Consider the following 20,417-nt stretch of genomic DNA (forward strand, 5'->3'; position numbering starts at 1 on the left):
TTTGTGCAGCCGGCCGGATTTAGGACCGGCCGAGAAATGACTACTAGTCAATTTATTCACCGTTATTTGTTATATGCCAAAACTGACCATTAGTCAATTGGATGGACAGAGAATTAATAAAAATTTAATAATATTGACTTTTGGTCAGTTTTGAATAGAATAAAAGATAAGAATGTAATGGCAGCTGCTGCGGGGGAATGGAAGAAGGGATAAACAGTGAGTAAAGTCGAAGACAAAAAGAAGAGAAAAAAAGATGCGCTCTTTAACACCGCCTTTGAGCTTTTTACTACCAAGGGGATTAATAAAACTGCAATATCGGACATTGTTGAGCGCGCGGGGGTTGCGAAGGGAACGTTCTATCTTTATTTTAAGGACAAATATGATATAAGAAATAAGCTGATTGTCCACAAAGCCAATGAATTGTTCTCCCTGGCGGAGGGAGCGCTGAATCAGACACAGATTTCGGGGTTTGAGGACAGTATGCTGTTTATCATCGACTATATTCTGGACCGGCTGACCGAGGACCCGTCCTTGCTGCGCTTTATCGCAAAGAACCTGGGATGGGGAGTCTTTAATAAGGCGTTGAATCTGCCGAGGGAGAATAATGCGCCGAATTTCTATGAGCTTTATCTGGAAATGATACGCAGAGATAAGGCGGATTATGAGGACCCGGATAAGATGCTGTTTACGATAATCGAACTGACCAGTTCCACCTGCTTTACGACGATTCTGGAGGAAGATCCTTTTTCCATAGAAGAGTTCAGGCCCCATCTGCATCGGAGCATCCGGGCGATTATGAGAGAATATCAGAAGGAGGAAACGGCTTAGCCGGACGAAGAGTATGGGAGAGGTTATAGCGGCAAGAACATTAAATGAACTGTACATTATACTGGATATTTGTTTTCTGATGATTTTGTTCGGTGTACTGATGTATACGAAGCGGTATATGGCGGCAATTGTGGGGATTCTGGGCGGAATTTTATATCTGGCTGTGGATTACGGGATCTTCTATCTGCTGTTAAATACCAGGACAGTACAGGGGGCCGACACTTTCTGGTTTCTGCTTTGGCTTTCCATGAGCTATGGATTTACCAATTTTGTCTGGATATGGCTGTGGCTGGATAAGGATAAGAACCGGCTGGAATGGTCTGTCCTGATCTTGTCGGGCTGGCTGTGCACCGCTCTTCTCAGCCAGAATTTCGGACAGGCTTTTGGAACAATTACGATTTCGAGGGGAACCGGACAGTATCACGGCGTGATGGCGCTGATCCTGTTTGTAGGATATGCTCTGTTGTGTGTTTCTAACATTAAGAACCGGCAGAAAGGAAATACGGTGAATCTGTGGGACATTTTAAGCATAGGTATTCTGGTTCAGTTTGCCTGGGAATTTGTGCTGCTGATTACCGGTATCCGGCCTCAGGGAATTGCTCCATTGGTTGTAAATTCGCTGCTGGAGACCAATCTGGGCCTGCCATACCTGTACTTCATCCACCGGGCTGTGATGAGCCGGTTTGGGGAGGATCTAAAAAGAAGGAAACGGGAATAAAAATCATGGAGTAAATAGGCTCCATCTGTAAAACGCCGCTGCAAAATCTGATTTTGCAGCGGCGTTTTTATCGTAGTGGAAACTACCCTTAATCTCATTTTAATGCATCGGGATTGTCCTCTAACACTACCTTTATTTTAATTATGATACCATTGACCCGTAAAAAATAAAAAATCATAAATCCGGCATAGAAGAAGGGGGAGATGATATGGGTGCTGTAATATGGGCGATTGGAGCAGTTGCCGCGGGAATTCTTGTCTATTTGACCGTAATCTTATTGAGAGGTGATAAAGCGTGAGCCAGACAATTTTACAATATGGCCTGTACCTGGTTGTGCTGGTTGTCCTTGCCATTCCGCTGGGCGCCTACATCGGTAAGGTCATGAACGGAGAGAAGGTTTTTCTGACCAGACTATGCGCTCCCTGTGAGAAGCTGATCTACAGGATCATGCATGTGGACTCCGGGGAGGAAATGAACTGGAAAAAGTATCTGGCCAGTGTTTTAGTGTTTAATGCCTTCGGGCTTGTACTGCTGTTTGCAATTCAAATGCTGCAGGGGGCCCTTCCCGGCAACCCGGAAGGATTTGGCGGACTGTCCTGGCACTTATCCTTTAACACGGCGGTAAGTTTTGTTACCAATACTAACTGGCAGGCTTACAGCGGAGAAGCCTCGCTAAGTTATTTGACCCAGGCGCTGGGTCTTACCGTACAGAACTTTGTTTCTGCGGCAACCGGTATTGCAGTTTTGTTTGCACTGATCCGGGGGCTGATTAAGGTAAGGAAAGAAGGCCTTGGAAGCTTCTGGGTGGATATGACCAGAATCATACTCTACGTCCTGGTTCCTCTCTGCCTGGTAATTTCCCTGCTTCTGGTGTCTCAGGGAGTTATCCAGAACCTGAAACCATACGAAGAGGAGGAATTGGTCGAACCGGTTACACTGGAGGACGGAACGGAAGTTACGACTCAGATTGTGCCTATGGGACCTGCGGCAAGCCAGATTGCCATGAAACAGGCGGGAACCAACGGCGGCGGTTATATGGGGACCAACTCAGCCCACCCGCTGGAAAATCCCACCGCCTTCTCTAACTTAATTGAAATGATAGCTATTTTACTTATACCGGCGGCCCTATGCTTTACCTTTGGCCGGAGTGTAAAGGATAAGCGGCAGGGCATCGCAATCTTTACGGCAATGTTTATCATGCTGGTGATCGCACTGGGATGCATCGCTGTGGCAGAACAGAATGGAACTCCGCAGCTTGCCCAGAGCGGCGCGGTTGACTTAAGTGCCGATAATCAGGCAGGCGGCAACATGGAAGGCAAGGAAACACGGTTTGGCATCGCCACATCCGCCACCTGGGCAGCCTTCACAACCGCGGCTTCCAACGGCTCTGTAAACTCCATGCATGACAGCTACACGCCCCTTGGCGGCATGGTGCCGATGCTTCTGATGCAGCTGGGCGAAGTCATATTCGGCGGCGTGGGCTGCGGTCTGTACGGGATGCTGGGATTTGCTATCCTGACAGTATTCATTGCGGGCCTGATGGTCGGACGGACACCGGAGTATCTGGGCAAGAAGATCGAGCCCTATGAGATGAAATGGGCTGTGCTGGTATGCCTTGCCACACCGATTGCTATCCTGGTAGGGAGCGGCATTGCCGCTCTGGTTCCGGCGGTGACCGACAGCCTGAACAACGCCGGAGCCCACGGATTTTCGGAAATCCTGTATGCGTATTCCTCCTGCGGCGGCAACAATGGCTCTGCCTTCGCCGGGTTTAATGCGAATACTCCATTTTTAAATATTACGCTTGGCCTTGTTATGCTGTTTGTCAGATTCCTGCCGATTACAGGTATTCTGGCAATTGCGGGCAGTCTGGTTAAGAAAAAGAAGGTGGCAGCAACCGCAGGTACTCTATCCACCTGCAATGCAATGTTTGTATTCCTGTTAATTTTCGTAGTGCTGCTGATCGGTGCGTTGAGCTTCTTCCCGGCGTTATCTCTGGGCCCGATTGCAGAACACTTGCAGATGCTTCATTAGGGAGGGTGAATGGGTATGGCTTCCAAAGATCAAAATCCGTATGCAGGGCAGAAGATGTTTGCCCGGGCCTTAAAGGATTCTTTTATAAAACTTGCGCCTGGGACACAGGCCAAAAATCCGGTCATGATGCTGGTTTATATCTCGGCAGTAATGACGACGGTGCTATTTATCATTTCCCTGTTTGGAATAGGGGATGCGCCCTCGGGCTTTACTCTGGCGATTGCGGTTATTCTCTGGTTTACGGTATTATTTGCCAACTTCGCAGAGGCAATCGCAGAAGGGCGGGGCAAGGCCCAGGCGGATGCTCTGCGTGCCGCGAAGCGGGATGTGGAGGCACACAAGATCCCGTCCTCTGACCGGAAGGAAGAGATCACAAAGATCTCTTCCGCTTCCCTGAAAAAGGGCGATATGGTTATCGTGAAAGCGGGAGAGCAGATTCCGGGAGACGGTGAAGTAATAGAGGGAGTGGCCTCTGTAGATGAGAGTGCCATAACCGGTGAATCCGCGCCGGTTATCCGGGAAAGCGGCGGAGACCGGAGTGCGGTGACCGGAGGCACCACAGTGATTTCAGACTGGCTGGTGATTCAGATTACCAACGATCCGGGAGAAAGCTTTCTGGATAAAATGATTGCCATGGTGGAAGGCGCTGCCAGAAAGAAAACACCCAATGAGATGGCACTGCAGATCCTGCTGATTGCCCTCTCCATTATATTTGTGCTGGTTACAGTTTCTCTGTACGCCTACTCCGTTTTCTCATCCGGCCAGGCTGGTATGGATAATCCCACTTCCGTAACATCCCTGGTTGCGCTGCTGGTGTGTCTGGCCCCTACAACCATCGGAGCGCTGCTCTCGGCAATCGGGATTGCAGGCATGAGCAGGCTCAATCAGGTAAATGTCCTGGCGATGAGCGGCCGTGCCATTGAGGCGGCAGGAGATGTGGATACACTCATGCTGGACAAAACAGGTACCATTACCCTGGGCAACCGGCAGGCCAGTGAATTTGTACCGGTGGACGGTGTGGATGTAAAAGAACTGGCGGATGCGGCACAGCTGGCCTCGCTGGCAGATGAAACCCCGGAAGGCAGGAGTATCGTGGTGCTTGCGAAGGAACAGTTTGGAATGCGCGGCAGAAATATGAATGATCTGAATATGGCCTTTCTTCCTTTTACCGCCAAAACCCGGATGAGCGGTGTGGACTTAGCCGGCAATGAGATAAGGAAAGGGGCCGCAGAGGCGATAAAAGACTACGTCCTCTCAGGCGGCGGCAGCTACAGCAGAGAATGTGACCAGGTGGTCACCCGGATATCGCAGCAGGGAGGCACGCCGCTGGTGGTAGCGAAGAACCATCAGGTACTGGGAGTTATCTATCTGAAAGATATTATTAAAAAGGGTGTGAGAGAAAAATTCGGGGATCTGCGCAAGATGGGCATCCGGACCATCATGGTGACCGGCGATAACCCTCTGACCGCTGCCGCAATTGCGGCGGAGGCGGGGGTGGACGATTTCCTTGCGGAGGCAACCCCGGAAGGGAAGCTTCAGACAATCCGCGACCTGCAGGCAAAAGGCCATATGGTGGCTATGACCGGCGACGGCACCAACGATGCGCCCGCCCTGGCCCAGGCAGATGTGGCGGTTGCCATGAACAGCGGCACACAGGCGGCGAAAGAAGCAGGAAATATGGTGGATCTGGATTCTTCCCCCACCAAGCTGATTGATATTGTACGGATCGGAAAACAGCTTCTGATGACGAGAGGCAGCCTGACCACATTCAGCATTGCAAATGACCTGGCAAAATATTTCGCCATTATACCCGCATTGTTTATGGGGCTTTATCCGGATCTTGCAGCCTTGAATATCATGGGTCTGCACAGCGCATTCAGCGCGATCCTGTCGGCCATTATTTACAACGCACTGATTATTGTGGCGCTGATTCCGCTTGCCCTAAAGGGTGTGAAATACAGAGAAGTATCGGCGGGAAAGATGCTTGCAAGGAACCTTCTGATCTACGGTCTGGGCGGAATTGTAACGCCGTTTATCTGTATTAAACTGATTGATATGTTGCTGGCAGCGGTTCATCTGGTATAAATAGTATTCCGGCTGAAAGAAATATGAAGGATGGAGGTTTCATGCATAGATGCTTTTTTTCAGCCGGCTGCAATGAATATGCATGAACAGAGTATGAAGAAAATGATAAAAGATATCTTCCCGAAAGCCGGTATTTTTCTTGGGATTTCCGTACTGCTATGCGGGGTGATTTATACGCTTGCCGTCACCGGGCTTGCCCAGCTGATCTTTCCCCATCAGGCAAATGGAAGCATCATTGAAGTGGATGGGAAGAAATATGGCAGTGAACTTCTGGGGCAGCAGTATACAGACGATTCCCATATGTGGGGCAGAATTATGAACATAGATACGGAAAGCTTTACGGATGAAGAGGGAAATCCGGTTATGTATGCCTGGGCATCTAATTTGAGCCCGGCAAGCCCGGAATATGAAGCGCTCGTGCAGGAGCGGGTGGAGATGATTCAGGAAGCCCATCCGGAAAAAGGAGACGAACCGATTCCGGTTGACCTGGTTACCTGCTCCGGCAGCGGGCTGGACCCGCACATATCGGTGGCCGCGGCTGAATACCAGATACCAAGAATTGCCGGGCATACAGGCAGATCCGAAGAAGAGGTCAGAGAAATTGTAGAAAAATACACGAAGGGCAGGTTCCTGGGATTATTCGGGGAGCCGACTGTCAATGTGCTCCAGGTAAATCTTGCTCTGGATGGAATCTTGAAATAACAGGATCGTGCGGATCGCAGCAAGTACGCCGAGGCGTACTTGAACAGCCGTACTGCGGCAGGGAGGTATCTTATGACTGATATACAGAATAAAATAGCGGCGTCACAGAAAAATGTGGAGATCCGCGAGGGTATTCCGCCTGTTCCGGCGTCTTATGTACTGATAGAATGGATCTTTAACCTGAGCACACAGCAGAACATGAATCCGGAAATATACCGCAATGAGGAGGAAGCTTCCGTCTGGATTATGTATGAGTATTCCTGCTTTAGCTGCGATGATTTTCTGGAGAGATACGGGATTTCTATGGCGGCTCTGTCCCGCACCATGCAGGTTAGCGTAAACGGTGTGCCGGACTGCAGGGATTCTGTGGAGCTGACGGCGGAGTTTTCCGGAGATCAAAAGAGCATATTGCTGACGAAATACAGTATATCCGGCAATAATTTTGATCAGATTATGAATATCTGCATCAAAGTTAAGACAGGCGATGAAAGGATATGCAGGGGAATCTATGAGCTTTTGAAAAATATGGACTTCCGGTGCAGTTACGCGGCAGTATCCAGAACATTGCTGCTTCCGGATCTGGAACAGCTTTCTGACGACTATAAGGATACCTATTACCGATATCTGAAAACAAGCGGAGAAGAGGGGCAGGACTCCATTCTGGATGCACTGACCATTGACCAGCAGAAGCAGCTGTGGCTGCTGTTTCTGAAGGATGGTTTAAGCGCTGTGGAATTTGAATATCTGGAAGGGGAAGCGGATGCCGGAGAAACCTTCCGGCTGCCCTTCTGGGAACTTTCCCTGCGGCTTGCCCTTGGGGAAGCGGGGGTACGGATTAACTATGAGGACAATAATTTCAGAATTACAGACCGGGCCGGGAAGCGGCTTTATTATGACTACAGCAGTGGAACGCCGGCCGAAAAAATGTTTCTGAAAATCTTATTTCCGGCCATACCAGGTCCGCGCAGCCGGTCTTAATGCAATCTTTATGCCTGGACAAAAAATATTATGGCATTCTTATCCCGGAGTCTTTATACTGGAAAGAGGGAAAAGAAAGGGGGTGCCGGCATGGAGGAAGAACACAGGCCGAATCCGGATGATGTCCTGAGAAGGACTCTGGCGGAAGAAAACAGTCAGATCAGAGGAAAACTGAAGATATTTTTCGGATATGCGGCCGGGGTCGGCAAGACTTATGCTATGCTGGAAGCAGCGCATGCGGCAAGAAAAGCAGGCACAGATGTTGTGGCCGGATACATTGAGCCCCATACCCGGCTGGAGACGCTGGCTCTGCTTAAGGGGCTGGAACAGCTTCCGGTCCATCAGATCCCCTATAAGAATATAACGCTCCGGGAGTTTGATCTGGATGGAGCGATCCGCAGACGGCCCAAACTGATTCTGGTGGATGAGCTGGCACATACCAACGCGGAAGGCTGCCGGCACATCAAACGCTATCAGGATATTGAAGAACTGTTAAAGGCCGGTATTGATGTCTATACGACCGTGAATGTGCAGCATCTGGAAAGTCTGAATGACATCGTCACTTCCATCACCGGTGTTGCGGTGAGAGAACGGATTCCTGACCGGGTGTTTGACGACGCAGATCAGGTGGAACTGGTGGATATTGAACCGGCGGATCTGATCGCGCGCCTGAACCAGGGTAAGGTTTATCAGGCGAAACAGGCCGAGAAAGCGCTTCACCATTTCTTTAACGAGGATAATCTGATTGCATTGAGGGAGATTGCCCTGCGCCGGACGGCAGACCGGGTCAACCAGATTTCGGAGAGAAATAAGCAGACCTCCGGACGGGGGGATTATTATACGGGTGAACACATTCTGATCTGTCTGTCCTCTTCCCCGACAAATGCGAAAGTAATCCGGACCGGAGCCAGAATGGCGTATGCGTTCCGGGGTATGTTTACCGCCCTGTATGTAGAGGCGGCAGAGCTTAAGGATATGGAGGAAGAGCAGCGGAAGCAGCTTCAGGGCAATATGCGGCTGGCCGAACAGATGGGAGCCAAGATAGTGACCGTCTACGGCGATGACATCGCATCCCAGATCGCCGAATATGCCAAGATTGCCGGGGTTTCAAAGGTAGTACTGGGGCGGACCAATACCAGAAGGAGATTCTCCTTTTCCAGACTTAATTTTTCCGAACGTCTCTCTCTGCTGGCCCCCAATCTGGATATTTATATTATTCCGGATTATTCGGAGGGCTCCAAAAAACTGCGGAAGGCAACCAGAACAGTTAATAATACAAAGCTGACCTTTTATGACACACTGAAAACGGCGGTTATTTTATGCCTCTGTACTCTTTTAGGATACTGGTTTAAAAATCTGGGATTCAGCGAGGCCAATATTATTACCGTGTATATTCTGGGTGTTCTGCTGACCTCTCTATTTACCCGCAATAAAATATATAGTATTGTATCCTCGGTCCTGAGCGTGCTGGTATTTAACTTTTTCTTTACGGAACCGCATTATTCACTGGCCGCCTATGATACGGGCTACCCGGTTACATTTTTGATCATGTTTATCGCGGCCTTTATTACAGGGACACTGACTATGAGGGTCAAGGAACAGGCCAGGCAGGCAGCCAGAAAAGCATATCGGACCGATGTGCTGCTGGAAACCAGCCAGAAGCTTCAGCGGGCTGAGACGAGGGATGAGATTATCCGGGAAACGGCAAATCAGATGAAGAAACTTCTGGATAAGACCATCATTTTTTATTGCGTGAAAGACGGGAAGCTGGGAGAACCCAGGATTTATGCCAAAGAAAACACCGGTGAAACTATACTGCGGTACAAGGAAGAGGATGAACGTGCCGTTGCCCAGTGGGTATTCCAGAACAATAAACATGCCGGCGCTACGACGAATACGCTCCCCGGTGCCCGCTGCTTATACCTGGCAGTGAGAAGCAATGATACTGTTTTTGCCGTGGCGGGAATTGCGATGGAAGGAGAAACCATTGGCGCCTTTGAGAAGGGACTTCTGATCTCCATGCTCAGTGAATGTGCCCTGGCATTGGAAAAAGTACAGTTGAATGAAACAAAAAATGAGATTGCCATGCAGGCTCAGCAGGAACAGCTGAGGGCTGATCTGCTGCGTTCTATCTCCCATGACCTGCGAACACCGCTAACCAGTATCTCCGGCAACGCGGGTGTACTCATCGGCAACGCGGCAGCTATGGAGGAAGAAAAAAAGCAGAAGCTGTATCTGGATATCTACGACGACTCCATGTGGCTGATCAATCTGGTAGAAAATCTGCTGTCCGTTACGCGGATTGAGAATGGGACGATGAATATTCATGCCGATGCTGAACTTCTGGATGAGGTGATTGCAGAAGCGCTGCGCCATATTAACCGGAAGAGCGTGGAACACAGCATCACGGTTGACTTAAAGGACGATCTGCTTATGGCCCGGATGGATTCCCGGCTGATCGTACAGGTGATTATCAACATTGTGGATAATGCAATTAAATATACCCGGAAGGGTTCACATATTATTATCACGGCAGAAAAAGCCGCAGAGAAAAAAGAGGTTGTGGTGAGCGTTGCAGATGATGGCGGCGGAATCGCCGATGAGGCAAAGGGACGGCTCTTTGACATGTTTTACACTGCGGATAACACGGTCGCTGACAGCCGCAGGGGAATGGGCCTGGGCCTGGCTCTGTGCAAGTCTATTGTCAATGCCCACGGGGGCCGGATATGGGTAGAGAATAACCACCCACACGGAACTGTTTTTAAATTCACTCTGCAGGCGGAGGAGGTTACGCTTCATGAATAAACCATTGATTCTTGTCGTGGAAGATGACGCGGCAGTAAGAAACCTGATTACAACCACACTGGAGACCCAGGGATACCGGTATCATACCGCGGAGACCGGGAGCGAGTCCATTATGGAGGCGGTCTCTCAGCGGCCTGATATTATTCTGCTGGATCTGGGGCTCCCTGATATGGATGGTGTGGATATTATCCGCAAGGTGCGTGCCTGGTCCAATGTACCGATTATTGTGGTAAGTGCACGGAGCGAAGACCGGGATAAGATAGAAGCGCTGGATGCCGGAGCCGACGATTACCTTACGAAGCCGTTCAGCGTGGAAGAGCTGCTGGCAAGGCTTCGGGTAAGTCTTAGAAGAATCGCTTACAGCAATCTCCCGGTGGCAGAGGAGGCTGTGTTTGTCAACGGGGGGCTGAAAATTGATTACTCTTCGGGCTGTGTATATCTGGATGACAGGGAACTGCATCTGACTCCTATTGAATATAAACTTCTGTGTCTTCTCGCCAAGAACGTGGGGAAGGTCCTGACTCATAATTATATCTTGAAGGAGATATGGGTCAATGCCATGCAGAGCGACATTCCGTCTCTCCGGGTGTTTATGGCTACGCTGAGGAAAAAGATTGAAGAGGACCCGTCACATCCGAACTATATCCAAACGCATATCGGGATTGGTTACCGGATGCTCAGGCTGGAAAACGGAAAAGAAGATAATACCGACTAATAAAGAACTCCCGGCGTTAACTGCCGGGAGTTCTTCTATATCTTATAAATTAAATTTTCAGGAGTCGTCTCTGCTTCTTCTGTTTGACCGGTGCGTCTGCCCGGGACCTCTGGATGACGCATAGCGAGCGACACAAGACCGGCGATACATTCTTCCGACAGCTCACAGACACAGGTTGCCGCGTCTTTAACTGCCTGCTCCTCCGGAAGGAGAAGCAGGTTGTGGAAGAAGGAAGAGAGAATAAGAAAATTTGTATAAAGCTGGTTTGCAGGTCTCAGCCCTTTTTCGGTAAGAGTGATTTTACCGTAATGGGCTTTCTCTATCAGATCTTCTCCGGCCAACAATGTCAGCATTTTAGAAACACTGGGAGGCTTTACGCACAGATCATCCGCAATTTCTTTACAGGAAATCTTCTGACCGTTCAGACTCAATTTGCCTATGCTGAATAAATATCTTTTTTTTGAAGCTGACAACATGGAGAACTCTCCTTCTATGTGATATTAAGCAGCCGCTCCGGCGGCAGATGTCTGGCCGGAACCCTTGTAAGCCGGCCGGAACAGCAGAAACACCATCACAGCGAGGCAGATAAAGGCAATTACAGTAGCGGCTGAGAAAGATAATCCGCCGAAGATCAACCCTCCGATCTGGTTAATCATAAGTGCCGATACATACGCTAACAATGTCTGGTAACCAATGGCAAAGAAGGTCCATTTAGAACTGGCCATCTCTCTTTTTATTGCTCCGATTGCAGCAAAGCAGGGAGCGCAGAGAAGATTAAACACCAGGAATGACAGGGCAGCAGCGCCATATGGGAACATAGCGGTAATTTGTGCCAGAAGTCCGGGATCACTCTCTGTGACATCGGCACCCAGGCCAAAGAGCACGCCGAATGTACCAACAACATTTTCTTTTGCCACCAGGCCGGAGACCGTTGCCACGGCAGCCTGCCAGTTGCCGAATCCAAGCGGGGCAAATATAGGAGCGATGAAGGAACCTGCAGCAGCGAGCATACTTTCTCCCTCTTCGACCATGCCGAAGTTTCCTCCTGCAAAACCAAAATTGGAGAGGAACCAGATTACACCGCAGGCAACAAAGATAACGGTACCGGCTTTTATGATAAATGCCTTTCCGCGTTCCCACATATGGATCAATACACCCTTTGGAGCAGGTACGTGGTACTGGGGCAGCTCCATAACAAAGGGGGCCGGGTCGCCGGAGAACATTTTTGTTTTTTTCAGGATGATACCGGAAAAAATGACGGCTGCAATGCCAAGGAAATACATAGCAGGAGCCATCCATTTGATATTCGGGAACATAGCTCCTCCGATTAATGCAATAACAGGTAATTTCGCACCGCACGGAATGAAGGTTGTCGTCATAATCGTCATGCGGCGGTCCTTTTCATTTTCAATCGTCTTGGTGGCCATGATTCCCGGGACCCCGCAGCCGGAAGAAATCAGCATGGGGATGAAACTCTTGCCGGAAAGACCAAATTTACGGAAGATACGGTCCATGATGAAAGCAACACGCGCCATATAACCGCAATCTTCCAGGATGGAAAGGAAGAAGAAAAGAATAAACATCTGGGGGACGAAGCCCAGTACAGCGCCCACACCACCGATAATACCATCAACGAGCAGTCCGTTTAACCAGGGCTGTGCGCCGACATTTTCAAGGAATGTACTCACGCCGGGCTGAATCCAGGAACCAAACAAAGTGTCATTGGTCCAGTCCGTTACGATCGTTCCGAGCCAGGACACAGAGATATAATAAACGATAAACATAACTGCGGCAAAGATAGGCAGCGCCAGGAAACGGTTGGTGACGATCCGGTCAATTTTATCCGAAGTAGTCATGCCGCTGCGTTTTTTATGTACGCAGGTTTTAACAAGATTTGCAATATAAGTATAGCGCTCGTTTGTAATAATACTTTCGCTGTCATCATCCAGTTCTTTCTCCGCGGCGCAGATAATCGCTTCAATGCGTCCTTTTGCCTCTGCGTCAAGAGGCAGATCCGACTGGACTTTTTCATCCCGTTCAAACAATTTGATCGAATACCAGCGGGAACGTTCTGACGGGACCATATGCTCCGTTAAACCGGCAATCTCTTCCAGGGCTTTTTCCACCCGGCTGCCAAACTTGTGGCGGGAGAGTGCCGCGCTTTTAGAACCGGCCAGTGCAATTGCCTTTTCGGCGGCGGCCATAGAACCGGTGCCCTTTAACGCGGATGTCTCTACCACTTCACAGCCCAAAGCAGCGGAAAGTTTCTGAGTATTGATGACATCCCCATTTTTCTTTACAAGATCTATCATGTTCAGTGCAACTACAACCGGGATGCCCAATTCCAGTATCTGAGTTGTCAGATAAAGGTTACGTTCCAGATTTGTACCATCCACCAGATTGATGATTGCTTCCGGCTTATCATGAAGCAGATAATTCCGGCTTACCACTTCTTCCAGTGTGTAAGGGGAAAGAGAATAAATTCCGGGCAAATCGGTGATTGTGACTTCTTTGTGCCCTTTTAGCTTTCCTTCCTTTTTTTCTACTGTAACACCGGGCCAGTTACCCACATACTGGCTGGAACCGGTTAAGTCATTAAACATTGTGGTTTTGCCGCAGTTTGGATTTCCTGCCAGGGCAATTTTTATACTCATTTTATACTCCTCCTTATAGCACTCTATTCTGCCGCACAGTTAGCAGATACTAACTGTGCGGCAGAGAAAAAGGAAACATAATGTCTCCTTTTATTCTACCTCAATATTTTCAGCTTCCGATTTTCGTATCGACAATTCATAGCCTCTTACGGTTACTTCAATCGGGTCCCCAAGCGGAGCTACTTTTCTGACAAATATATCAGTACCCTTTGTGATGCCCATATCCATGATACGGCGTTTTAAGGCGCCTTCGCCTGCCAGCTTGCGGACCGTTGCAGTCTGGCCGCACTTAATTTCCCGAAGTGTTTTCATCTCCCCTGCCCCTCCTTTTATAAAACATAGATACGTGCCGCCATTGCCTTGCTCACAGCGACCCGGGTATCTTTTACACTTACAATAACATTTCCGCCTAACTCAGCTACAACGGATACCAGGGAACCCTCAACAAATCCCAGGCTTTCTAAAAATCGTCTTGTATCGTCCCTGCCCTTTATCACCTTCACCGTATGCATATTGCCTGCGTCTGCCATAGTAAGCGGCAGACAGCCGGATAAAGATACAGGAGAAGAAGATCCTGTCTGTGCAAATGACGTCTGGATTGTCTGTTCCATTTCAATCACTCCCTTAATAAGAATTAGATTCAACTAACTTCTCGGCTTTTTAATAGAGAGTAAGCGATGGCTAACTCCCTTGCTTTTTACAGTTTACTGCGACTAACTAAGAATGTCAAGAAAAAAATGGAAGGATATTGAATAAATCCGGTCTCCCAAGCGGCAAATATTACAATCGAATATCTTTTGTAGAGATCATTAAAGTAGTGTATAATACAATATAATTATACATAGAAACGGAGCGGCGGTTATGGGAGAAGAAGGATTGTGCAGTGATCAGAATTTAAAAACGCTGACAGAACACATCCCCGGAGGTATTTTCCGGTGTTTATTTGATGAGCCGCTCACTATTTTGCAGATGAGCGACAGTTTCCTGACTATGTTTGGCTATACGGCGGAAGAAATAAAGGAGCGGTTTGGCAACAGTTTCTGGAGAATGATAGATGACCGGGACAAGGATGCCGTGCTGGCCGATGTGATTTCTCAGCTGAAAAAAGGGAATACCAAAGAGATAGAATACCGGGTTACCTGTAAAAACGGAGAGACAATATGGGTTCTGGATAATGGACAGCTGCTGCGGGATGAGGATGGAAGAGAATCCTTTTACTGTGTGCTGGTGGATATCACTAGACAGAAGGAAGACCGTGAGGCGCTGAGACTGAGTCTGGAACGCCATCAGATTATCATGGACCAGTCAAATGATGTTATCTTTGAATGGGATATAAAAAATGACATTGCGCACTTTTCAAATAACTGGGAGAAGAAGTTCGGCTATGCCCCTCTCACAGACGGATTCAGAGCACATATATCGGAACAGTCCCATATTCATCCCAATGACCAGCAGGAATTTATGTCTCTGCTGGACGGGATTGCCGGCGGACGGAATTATGGGGAGTGTACGGTCCGCTTTTATTATAAGGAACAAAATTACATCTGGTGCCGGATACGTATGACGGCCCAGTACGATAAAGCAGGCGGGATTATAAAGGCAGTTGGGGTAATCGTGGATGTGGACGATGAGAAGAGACAGCAGCAGCGGCTGATGGAAAAGGCGCAGAAGGATACCTTGACGAAATTTTATAATAAGGGAACTGCCCATCATCTCATACAGAAATATCTGGAGTCGGATAATCCCGGTGTGTCCAATGCGGTATTTATTGTAGATATTGATGATTTTAAGCAGATTAACGATACGATGGGACATTTATACGGAGATGCCTTCCTGGTGGAGATAGCTGGACGGATACGAAGGCTGTTCCGGGAGGGAGATATCCTCAGCAGAATCGGCGGGGACGAATTCATTATTCTGATGAAAGCAATTCCGGATGAGAAAGCGGTAGGGGAGAAGGCGCAGGAGCTTATAACTATTTTCCGGGAGATGGCCTACGGAGCCGGAAATAATAAAAAACGGGCCTCCTGCAGCATTGGTATTGCTATCTCGCCGGAGAGCGGCAATGATTTTGTGTCCCTGTACCGCAACGCGGATTATGCACTCTATCAGGCTAAGGGGGAAGGTAAAAACTGTTATCGGTTCTATCATGCTGGAATGAAAAAGGAGATTCCCAATGCACCCGTGAGGCTTCGTACAGCGCTGGGCGCACAGATTGATTCCGATGAAGCCGGCATGGGCCTGAATAATAAGCTGGTTGAATATGTCTTCCGGATTCTTTATAAATCCATTGATCTTGACGCTGCAATCCACTCTATATTTGAGATTATCGGTACACAGTTTGATGTGAGCCGTGTTTATATTTTTGAGAATTCCGAGGACGATTTAACCTGCAGCAACACGTTTGAGTGGTGCCATGAAGGAATCGCACCGGAGATGTCCAACCTCCAGAATGTCTCCTATGAGAGTGATCTGGGCGGAAATTATATCGAAAATTTTAATGAGGACGGAATCTTTTACTGCCGCGATATCCGGCATTTGTCAAAAGCTCAGTATGAAATTCTGGCGGCACAGAACATCAAATCGGTTCTTCAATGTGCAATCCGGGATAATGGAAGGATGAAAGGCTTTGTGGGATTTGACGAGTGCCTGACGAACCGGTTCTGGACACAGGAACAGATCGATACACTGAGCTTTGTTGCGGAGCTTCTCAGCACCTTCCTGATGAAAAAGCGGGCGCAGGACAGAGCCGAGCAGAATGCAGAGGCTATGGAAATGATTCTGGACAATCAAAATTCCTGGATCTATGTGATACGTCCTGATACATACAAGATGGTTTATATCAATCGAAAAACAAGAGAACTGATTCCGGATGCACAGGTGGGTATGACTTGCTATAAAGCCTATTTCGGGCTTGATCATCCCTGCGAAAACTGTCCGGCCAGAGAGCTCACGGCAGAGAAGCTGAGCAATACGCTTGAAGTGTATAACCCTATGTTAAAGGTCTGGTCGTTAGCAGACGCGTCCCGGATTGTCTGGAAGGGCTCCGACGCAGTTCTTCTTTGCTGTCATGATATTACAGCTTTAAAGAAAAAGGAGAAGCGGCAATAATGTATGCCGTTTCTCCCTTTTATCTATCTTTTTCATATCAGAATACCGCTCTATATTCTGCGTACCGTTTCATGATAAATTTTCACAATTTCATCTAAAACTCCGGCATGATCAAAATCCTGGTGGTATACCATATTAATTTCGCGCATCATACTTATGTTTTCAATGGGCAGCACCTTAAAACGATTTCTTTTCACATCCTCCATACATGCATTTCTGGAAATAATGGAGACACCGAAGTTATTCCGGACCAGGTCCTTGATCGTGGCATTATTATCTACTTCCAGAATAATATTATAGGAGTCCATGGACTCGGATTTACTGATCAGAGTCGACTCAAACAGTGTACGGGTACCGGAATCCGGAAGCCGCAATATTAATTTCTCCTTTTTCAATTCATCCAGTGTAACAATTTCTTTTCTGGAGAGTGGATTATCATTTGAAACAGCTAAAATCAGACAGTCAGTATCCAATAAGATGGATTTATAGCTGCTGTCCACGATATTCCCTTCTACAATTGCGATATTTATTTCGTATGATTTCAGTTTGTTATAAATATTCCGTATGGTATCCGAGATGATTGTGATATGTATATTCGGATTTTCACTGCAGTAAACGGCCAGTATCTGAGAAATAATATTATTTTCTGCAGTGGGCGTCACACCGATGGTAAGTCTTTTAATCGAATGTTTTTCATCTTCCAGGTCACGGCGCATGTTGGCATAGACGGAACGAATCCGTTTGGCATAGTTGACCGCAATTTTCCCTTCATCCGTCAGTTTCAGACCCTTGTTTTCACGATTGAATATTTTGATATTTAACTCCTTCTCCAGCTGCTTGATATGCTGACTCACAGCAGGCTGGGTCAGAGACAGAATCTCCGCGCTCTGTGTGAAGTTGAGCGTCTCGGCAACTGTCAGCAGGGTATCCAGTTTTGGATCGAGCACAACCTGTTCTCCTTTCATAAAGATATTTTATGATTCTATTTCAAATTATAATTATATTTTATTATAAACCTGTAGTATAATCAATAGTAAGTTAAAGAAATATTTACCTTCATTTTACATTAACTTTACATTGAAGGGTATTTTTTTCATGAGCGGCACAGGAGAAAGAACGGAAAAGGATGCCGCACAATTGTGAAAAAGGCAGGTGAGAGGAATGACAGATTTCTATACGAATTTAAATCATGTTTCTGTAGTATTGATCAGTTTGTCGATCATTTTATTTTCCGGATTTCTGGTAACCAGGATTACGAAACGGCTGAAACTTCCCAATGTCAGCGGTTTTATTATCGCGGGTATTTTGATTGGGCCATATGTATTTAAGCTGGTCCCTTCCATTATGATCAATGGGATGGATTTTGTCAGCGATATTGCCCTGGCATTTATTGCATTTGGAGTAGGTAAGTTCTTTAAGTTCTCAACATTGAAGAGATGCGGGGGTAAAGTCATAGTCATAACGTTAATGGAATCACTTCTGGCCGGTGTGATTGTGACTCTGGTTCTGCATTTCGTTTTCCATACTTCATGGAATTTCTCTCTGATCGCGGGTGCTATCGGCACAGCTACGGCGCCTGCCAGCACAATGATGACGATTAAGCAGTATAAGGCGAAGGGGGAATTTGTGGAACTGCTTTTACAGATTGTAGCGCTGGATGACGTGGTGGCTCTCCTGGCTTTCAGTGTGACTTCCGCGATAGCGAAGTCCTCTGCTGACGGCATGTTTCACGCCTCCGATATCTATCTGCCCATACTTTACAACCTGGGCGGTATTGTTATGGGGCTGATGTGCGGGTTTATTCTCACAAAGCTGGTCAGCAACCGGAGCCGCGACAACCGGCTGATAATTGTTATTGCAATGCTGCTGGCTATCTGCGGTGTATGCAGTTTGATCGATATTTCTCCGTTGCTGACCTGTATGGCATTTGGAGCGGTATTTATCAATCTATCTGAGGATAAGAAGCTGTTCCGGCAGCTGGACCGGTTCACACCGCCGGTATTGTCCTGCTTTTTTATCCTGTCTGGTATGAGGCTAAATGTAGCCGCACTTAAGACAGCCGGTATTATTGGCGTTACGTATTTCTTTATCCGTATTATTGGAAAATATGCCGGTGCATATCTGGGATGTGCACTCTATCATCTGGACCCCAAAATCAGAAACAATCTGGGATTTGCCCTGATTCCGCAGGCCGGTGTATCAATCGGTCTTGCAATTCTCGGACAGCGGCTTCTGCCGCCTGATATGGGCAGCCTGCTGACTACGATTATTTTAACATCTTCTGTATTCTATGAGCTGATCGGTCCTGTCAGCGCCAAGGCTGCGCTTGTATTTGGCGGGGCAATTAAGCGGGAGGCTCTGGAATCTTACAAGAAGGAAGAAGCACAGCAGAAACAGGCGGAGAAAGTGCTGATACAGCAGGAAAAGCAAGCCCTGGACGCGGCAAAGAAGCAGAAACAGGCAAAACAGGAAGAAGAGCGTAAGCAGAAGAAACTCCATCAGGAGGCTGAGAAGAAGCAAAAGCAGGCGAAAGCGGAGGAGTCAAAGAAACAGGCCAAAGCACAGGCCGAGAAGAAACGAAAAGAGGCTTCTGATAAAAAAAGCAGCGCGGTAAAAGAAGAGGAAGCTAAAAAATTCAAAAAAGCTTCCGATAATGTGAAGAATTCAAAGAAAGCTGTTCCCGTGAAGAAAGAGGATATCACAGTATCGAAACAGAAATCAGAACCGGTCAACAGCCAGGCTTAATCCAATTCCTTCCTAAATTTCAAGTACGCCTCGGCGTACTTGCTGCGAGCCGTACTTCATGCTTTGCATGACATAATACATCTGTGCGGCTCTGCGAGCCGCCGGAGGCTTTATCTTGGAAGGAGACTGGGCTCCCACCATGACGATTTTGTTATTTACTCACCACCTATTGAGGTGGGAGTCTTATCTATTTCCATGATAAAAAAGAGGAGCTGCATATTCTGCGGCTCCTCTTTGCTGCAATAAGACGGTTTGCGAAGCGTTCCGCCGTTTGTTACGGCTTACCAGTCCTTCGTCAGTTCCAGATTCCAATCCAGTGTGTAAGGATTGCTTTTGCCGCCCTTGAGTGATTCGTAAACCTGCTTTCTGGCATAGCTGGCGGACAATTCATCATTCATATCATCCTCCGACCAGTACTGATAACCATAGAGATAACTCTCCATCATTTCATCCCAGGAAGCAAATGTCTGCTGCAATGTCCGGGCAATTTCCAGGGAGGCATCCAAAGACTCTTCTTTGGTGTAATAGTCTGCTACATAATAAAAACCAAGCAGAGAAAGGGCGCGGCAGTAATCCCAGGCGTCAATGGCGTTTTCTCCAAATTTATCATAGGCATCAGCCACCAGATTAAAATAGACCAGAGTTTCCTCATCCGTCTCTGCCAGCACATCCTGAACTTCTTTGCGGTCCATTTCCAGCAGACCGGCATCATTCAGATATTCAATATCTGCGACAAAATCTGCCCGATGTCCTTCTGTGAGTATCCAGTCCAGCGTTTCATCCGCACTGGCACGGTCTGTGACATCCCAGGAACCCTCCAGCAGCTGTTTGCACAGCTCCTTGGTGGTATCTGTTTTTTTATACCCGCCGATCTGGGTGATATCGCCCTTATTCGCTTCTGTTAATACGGCATATGCTGTATTAAACCAAAGTACGGTATCAGAAACCTTTTCTTTTCCGCAGCCGGTAAGGCTGAGAGAAGAAAATAAAAGAACAACCGCCAGCAGGATGGATATTTGTTTTTTCTTCATTTGTCTTTCTC

General features: G+C 47.8%; 16 protein-coding genes. 10 read left to right on the forward strand and 6 right to left on the reverse strand.

What is annotated here, in order from left to right; all coding sequences use genetic code 11:
* The first annotated feature begins 216 nt into the window (after window positions 1-216).
* From ABCW47_RS01320 to ABCW47_RS01355, 8 genes are all read left to right on the forward strand, one after another.
* Window positions 217-828: a TetR/AcrR family transcriptional regulator gene (locus ABCW47_RS01320; RefSeq protein ID WP_343208061.1), complete on the forward strand. Its 612-nt coding sequence runs from the start codon at window positions 217-219 to the stop codon at window positions 826-828.
* A 13-nt stretch (window positions 829-841) separates the two neighbouring features.
* The gene (locus ABCW47_RS01325) at window positions 842-1,546 is read left to right on the forward strand and encodes a hypothetical protein (protein WP_343208062.1); all 705 of its coding nucleotides are present in this window, start codon (window positions 842-844) and stop codon (window positions 1,544-1,546) included.
* Window positions 1,547-1,840: 294 nt separating this feature from the next.
* Entirely contained in the window at window positions 1,841-3,580 is a 1,740-nt protein-coding gene (kdpA, locus tag ABCW47_RS01330; RefSeq protein ID WP_343208063.1) for a potassium-transporting ATPase subunit KdpA, read from the forward strand.
* 15 nt (window positions 3,581-3,595) lie between these two features.
* Window positions 3,596-5,665, forward strand: a complete 2,070-nt coding sequence (gene kdpB, locus ABCW47_RS01335) for a potassium-transporting ATPase subunit KdpB (protein ID WP_343208064.1) — start codon at window positions 3,596-3,598, stop codon at window positions 5,663-5,665.
* Between the two features lie 93 nt (window positions 5,666-5,758).
* Window positions 5,759-6,367, forward strand: coding sequence for a potassium-transporting ATPase subunit KdpC (gene kdpC / locus ABCW47_RS01340; protein WP_343208065.1), 609 nt, complete (start codon window positions 5,759-5,761; stop codon window positions 6,365-6,367).
* Between the two features lie 72 nt (window positions 6,368-6,439).
* Window positions 6,440-7,345 (forward strand): hypothetical protein, encoded by a 906-nt coding sequence (locus tag ABCW47_RS01345; RefSeq protein ID WP_343208066.1) that lies wholly within the window; start codon window positions 6,440-6,442, stop codon window positions 7,343-7,345.
* Window positions 7,346-7,435: 90 nt separating this feature from the next.
* Window positions 7,436-10,150, forward strand: a complete 2,715-nt coding sequence (locus ABCW47_RS01350) for a DUF4118 domain-containing protein (protein WP_343208067.1) — start codon at window positions 7,436-7,438, stop codon at window positions 10,148-10,150.
* Complete coding sequence (locus ABCW47_RS01355; RefSeq protein ID WP_343208068.1) at window positions 10,143-10,865, forward strand: response regulator; 723 nt, start codon at window positions 10,143-10,145, stop codon at window positions 10,863-10,865. Before ABCW47_RS01350 ends, ABCW47_RS01355 begins: the two co-directional genes overlap by 8 nt.
* Window positions 10,866-10,900: 35 nt before the next feature.
* Here ABCW47_RS01355 and ABCW47_RS01360 read toward each other — a convergent pair whose 3' ends face one another.
* From ABCW47_RS01360 to ABCW47_RS01375, 4 genes are all read right to left on the reverse strand, one after another.
* On the reverse strand, window positions 10,901-11,341 hold the full coding sequence (locus ABCW47_RS01360; protein ID WP_343208069.1) for a metal-dependent transcriptional regulator: 441 nt from the start codon (window positions 11,339-11,341) through the stop codon (window positions 10,901-10,903).
* Between the two features lie 24 nt (window positions 11,342-11,365).
* Window positions 11,366-13,519: a ferrous iron transport protein B gene (gene feoB / locus ABCW47_RS01365; protein ID WP_343208070.1), complete on the reverse strand. Its 2,154-nt coding sequence runs from the start codon at window positions 13,517-13,519 to the stop codon at window positions 11,366-11,368.
* Window positions 13,520-13,609: 90 nt separating this feature from the next.
* Window positions 13,610-13,831 (reverse strand): FeoA family protein, encoded by a 222-nt coding sequence (locus ABCW47_RS01370; RefSeq protein WP_343208071.1) that lies wholly within the window; start codon window positions 13,829-13,831, stop codon window positions 13,610-13,612.
* Window positions 13,832-13,848: 17 nt separating this feature from the next.
* On the reverse strand, window positions 13,849-14,130 hold the full coding sequence (locus tag ABCW47_RS01375) for a FeoA family protein (protein WP_343208072.1): 282 nt from the start codon (window positions 14,128-14,130) through the stop codon (window positions 13,849-13,851).
* Between the two features lie 250 nt (window positions 14,131-14,380).
* Here ABCW47_RS01375 and ABCW47_RS01380 point away from each other — a divergent pair, with 250 nt between their 5' ends.
* Complete coding sequence (locus tag ABCW47_RS01380; protein WP_343208073.1) at window positions 14,381-16,630, forward strand: diguanylate cyclase domain-containing protein; 2,250 nt, start codon at window positions 14,381-14,383, stop codon at window positions 16,628-16,630.
* 50 nt (window positions 16,631-16,680) lie between these two features.
* On the opposite strand, the gene ABCW47_RS01385 is transcribed toward ABCW47_RS01380, so the two are convergent.
* Complete coding sequence (locus tag ABCW47_RS01385) at window positions 16,681-17,577, reverse strand: LysR substrate-binding domain-containing protein (protein ID WP_343208074.1); 897 nt, start codon at window positions 17,575-17,577, stop codon at window positions 16,681-16,683.
* A gap of 214 nt (window positions 17,578-17,791) precedes the next feature.
* On the opposite strand from ABCW47_RS01385, the gene ABCW47_RS01390 reads away from it, so the two are divergent.
* Window positions 17,792-19,375, forward strand: coding sequence for a cation:proton antiporter domain-containing protein (locus ABCW47_RS01390; protein ID WP_343208075.1), 1,584 nt, complete (start codon window positions 17,792-17,794; stop codon window positions 19,373-19,375).
* A gap of 281 nt (window positions 19,376-19,656) precedes the next feature.
* Here ABCW47_RS01390 and ABCW47_RS01395 read toward each other — a convergent pair whose 3' ends face one another.
* Window positions 19,657-20,406 carry a DUF1266 domain-containing protein gene (locus ABCW47_RS01395; protein WP_343208076.1) on the reverse strand — a complete coding sequence of 250 codons (750 nt, stop codon included), beginning with the start codon at window positions 20,404-20,406 and terminating at the stop codon, window positions 19,657-19,659.
* Window positions 20,407-20,417: the final 11 nt, after the last annotated feature.

The sequence above is a fragment of the Anaerolentibacter hominis genome, from assembly GCF_032380675.1.
Classification (GTDB): domain Bacteria; phylum Bacillota; class Clostridia; order Lachnospirales; family Lachnospiraceae; genus Anaerolentibacter; species Anaerolentibacter hominis.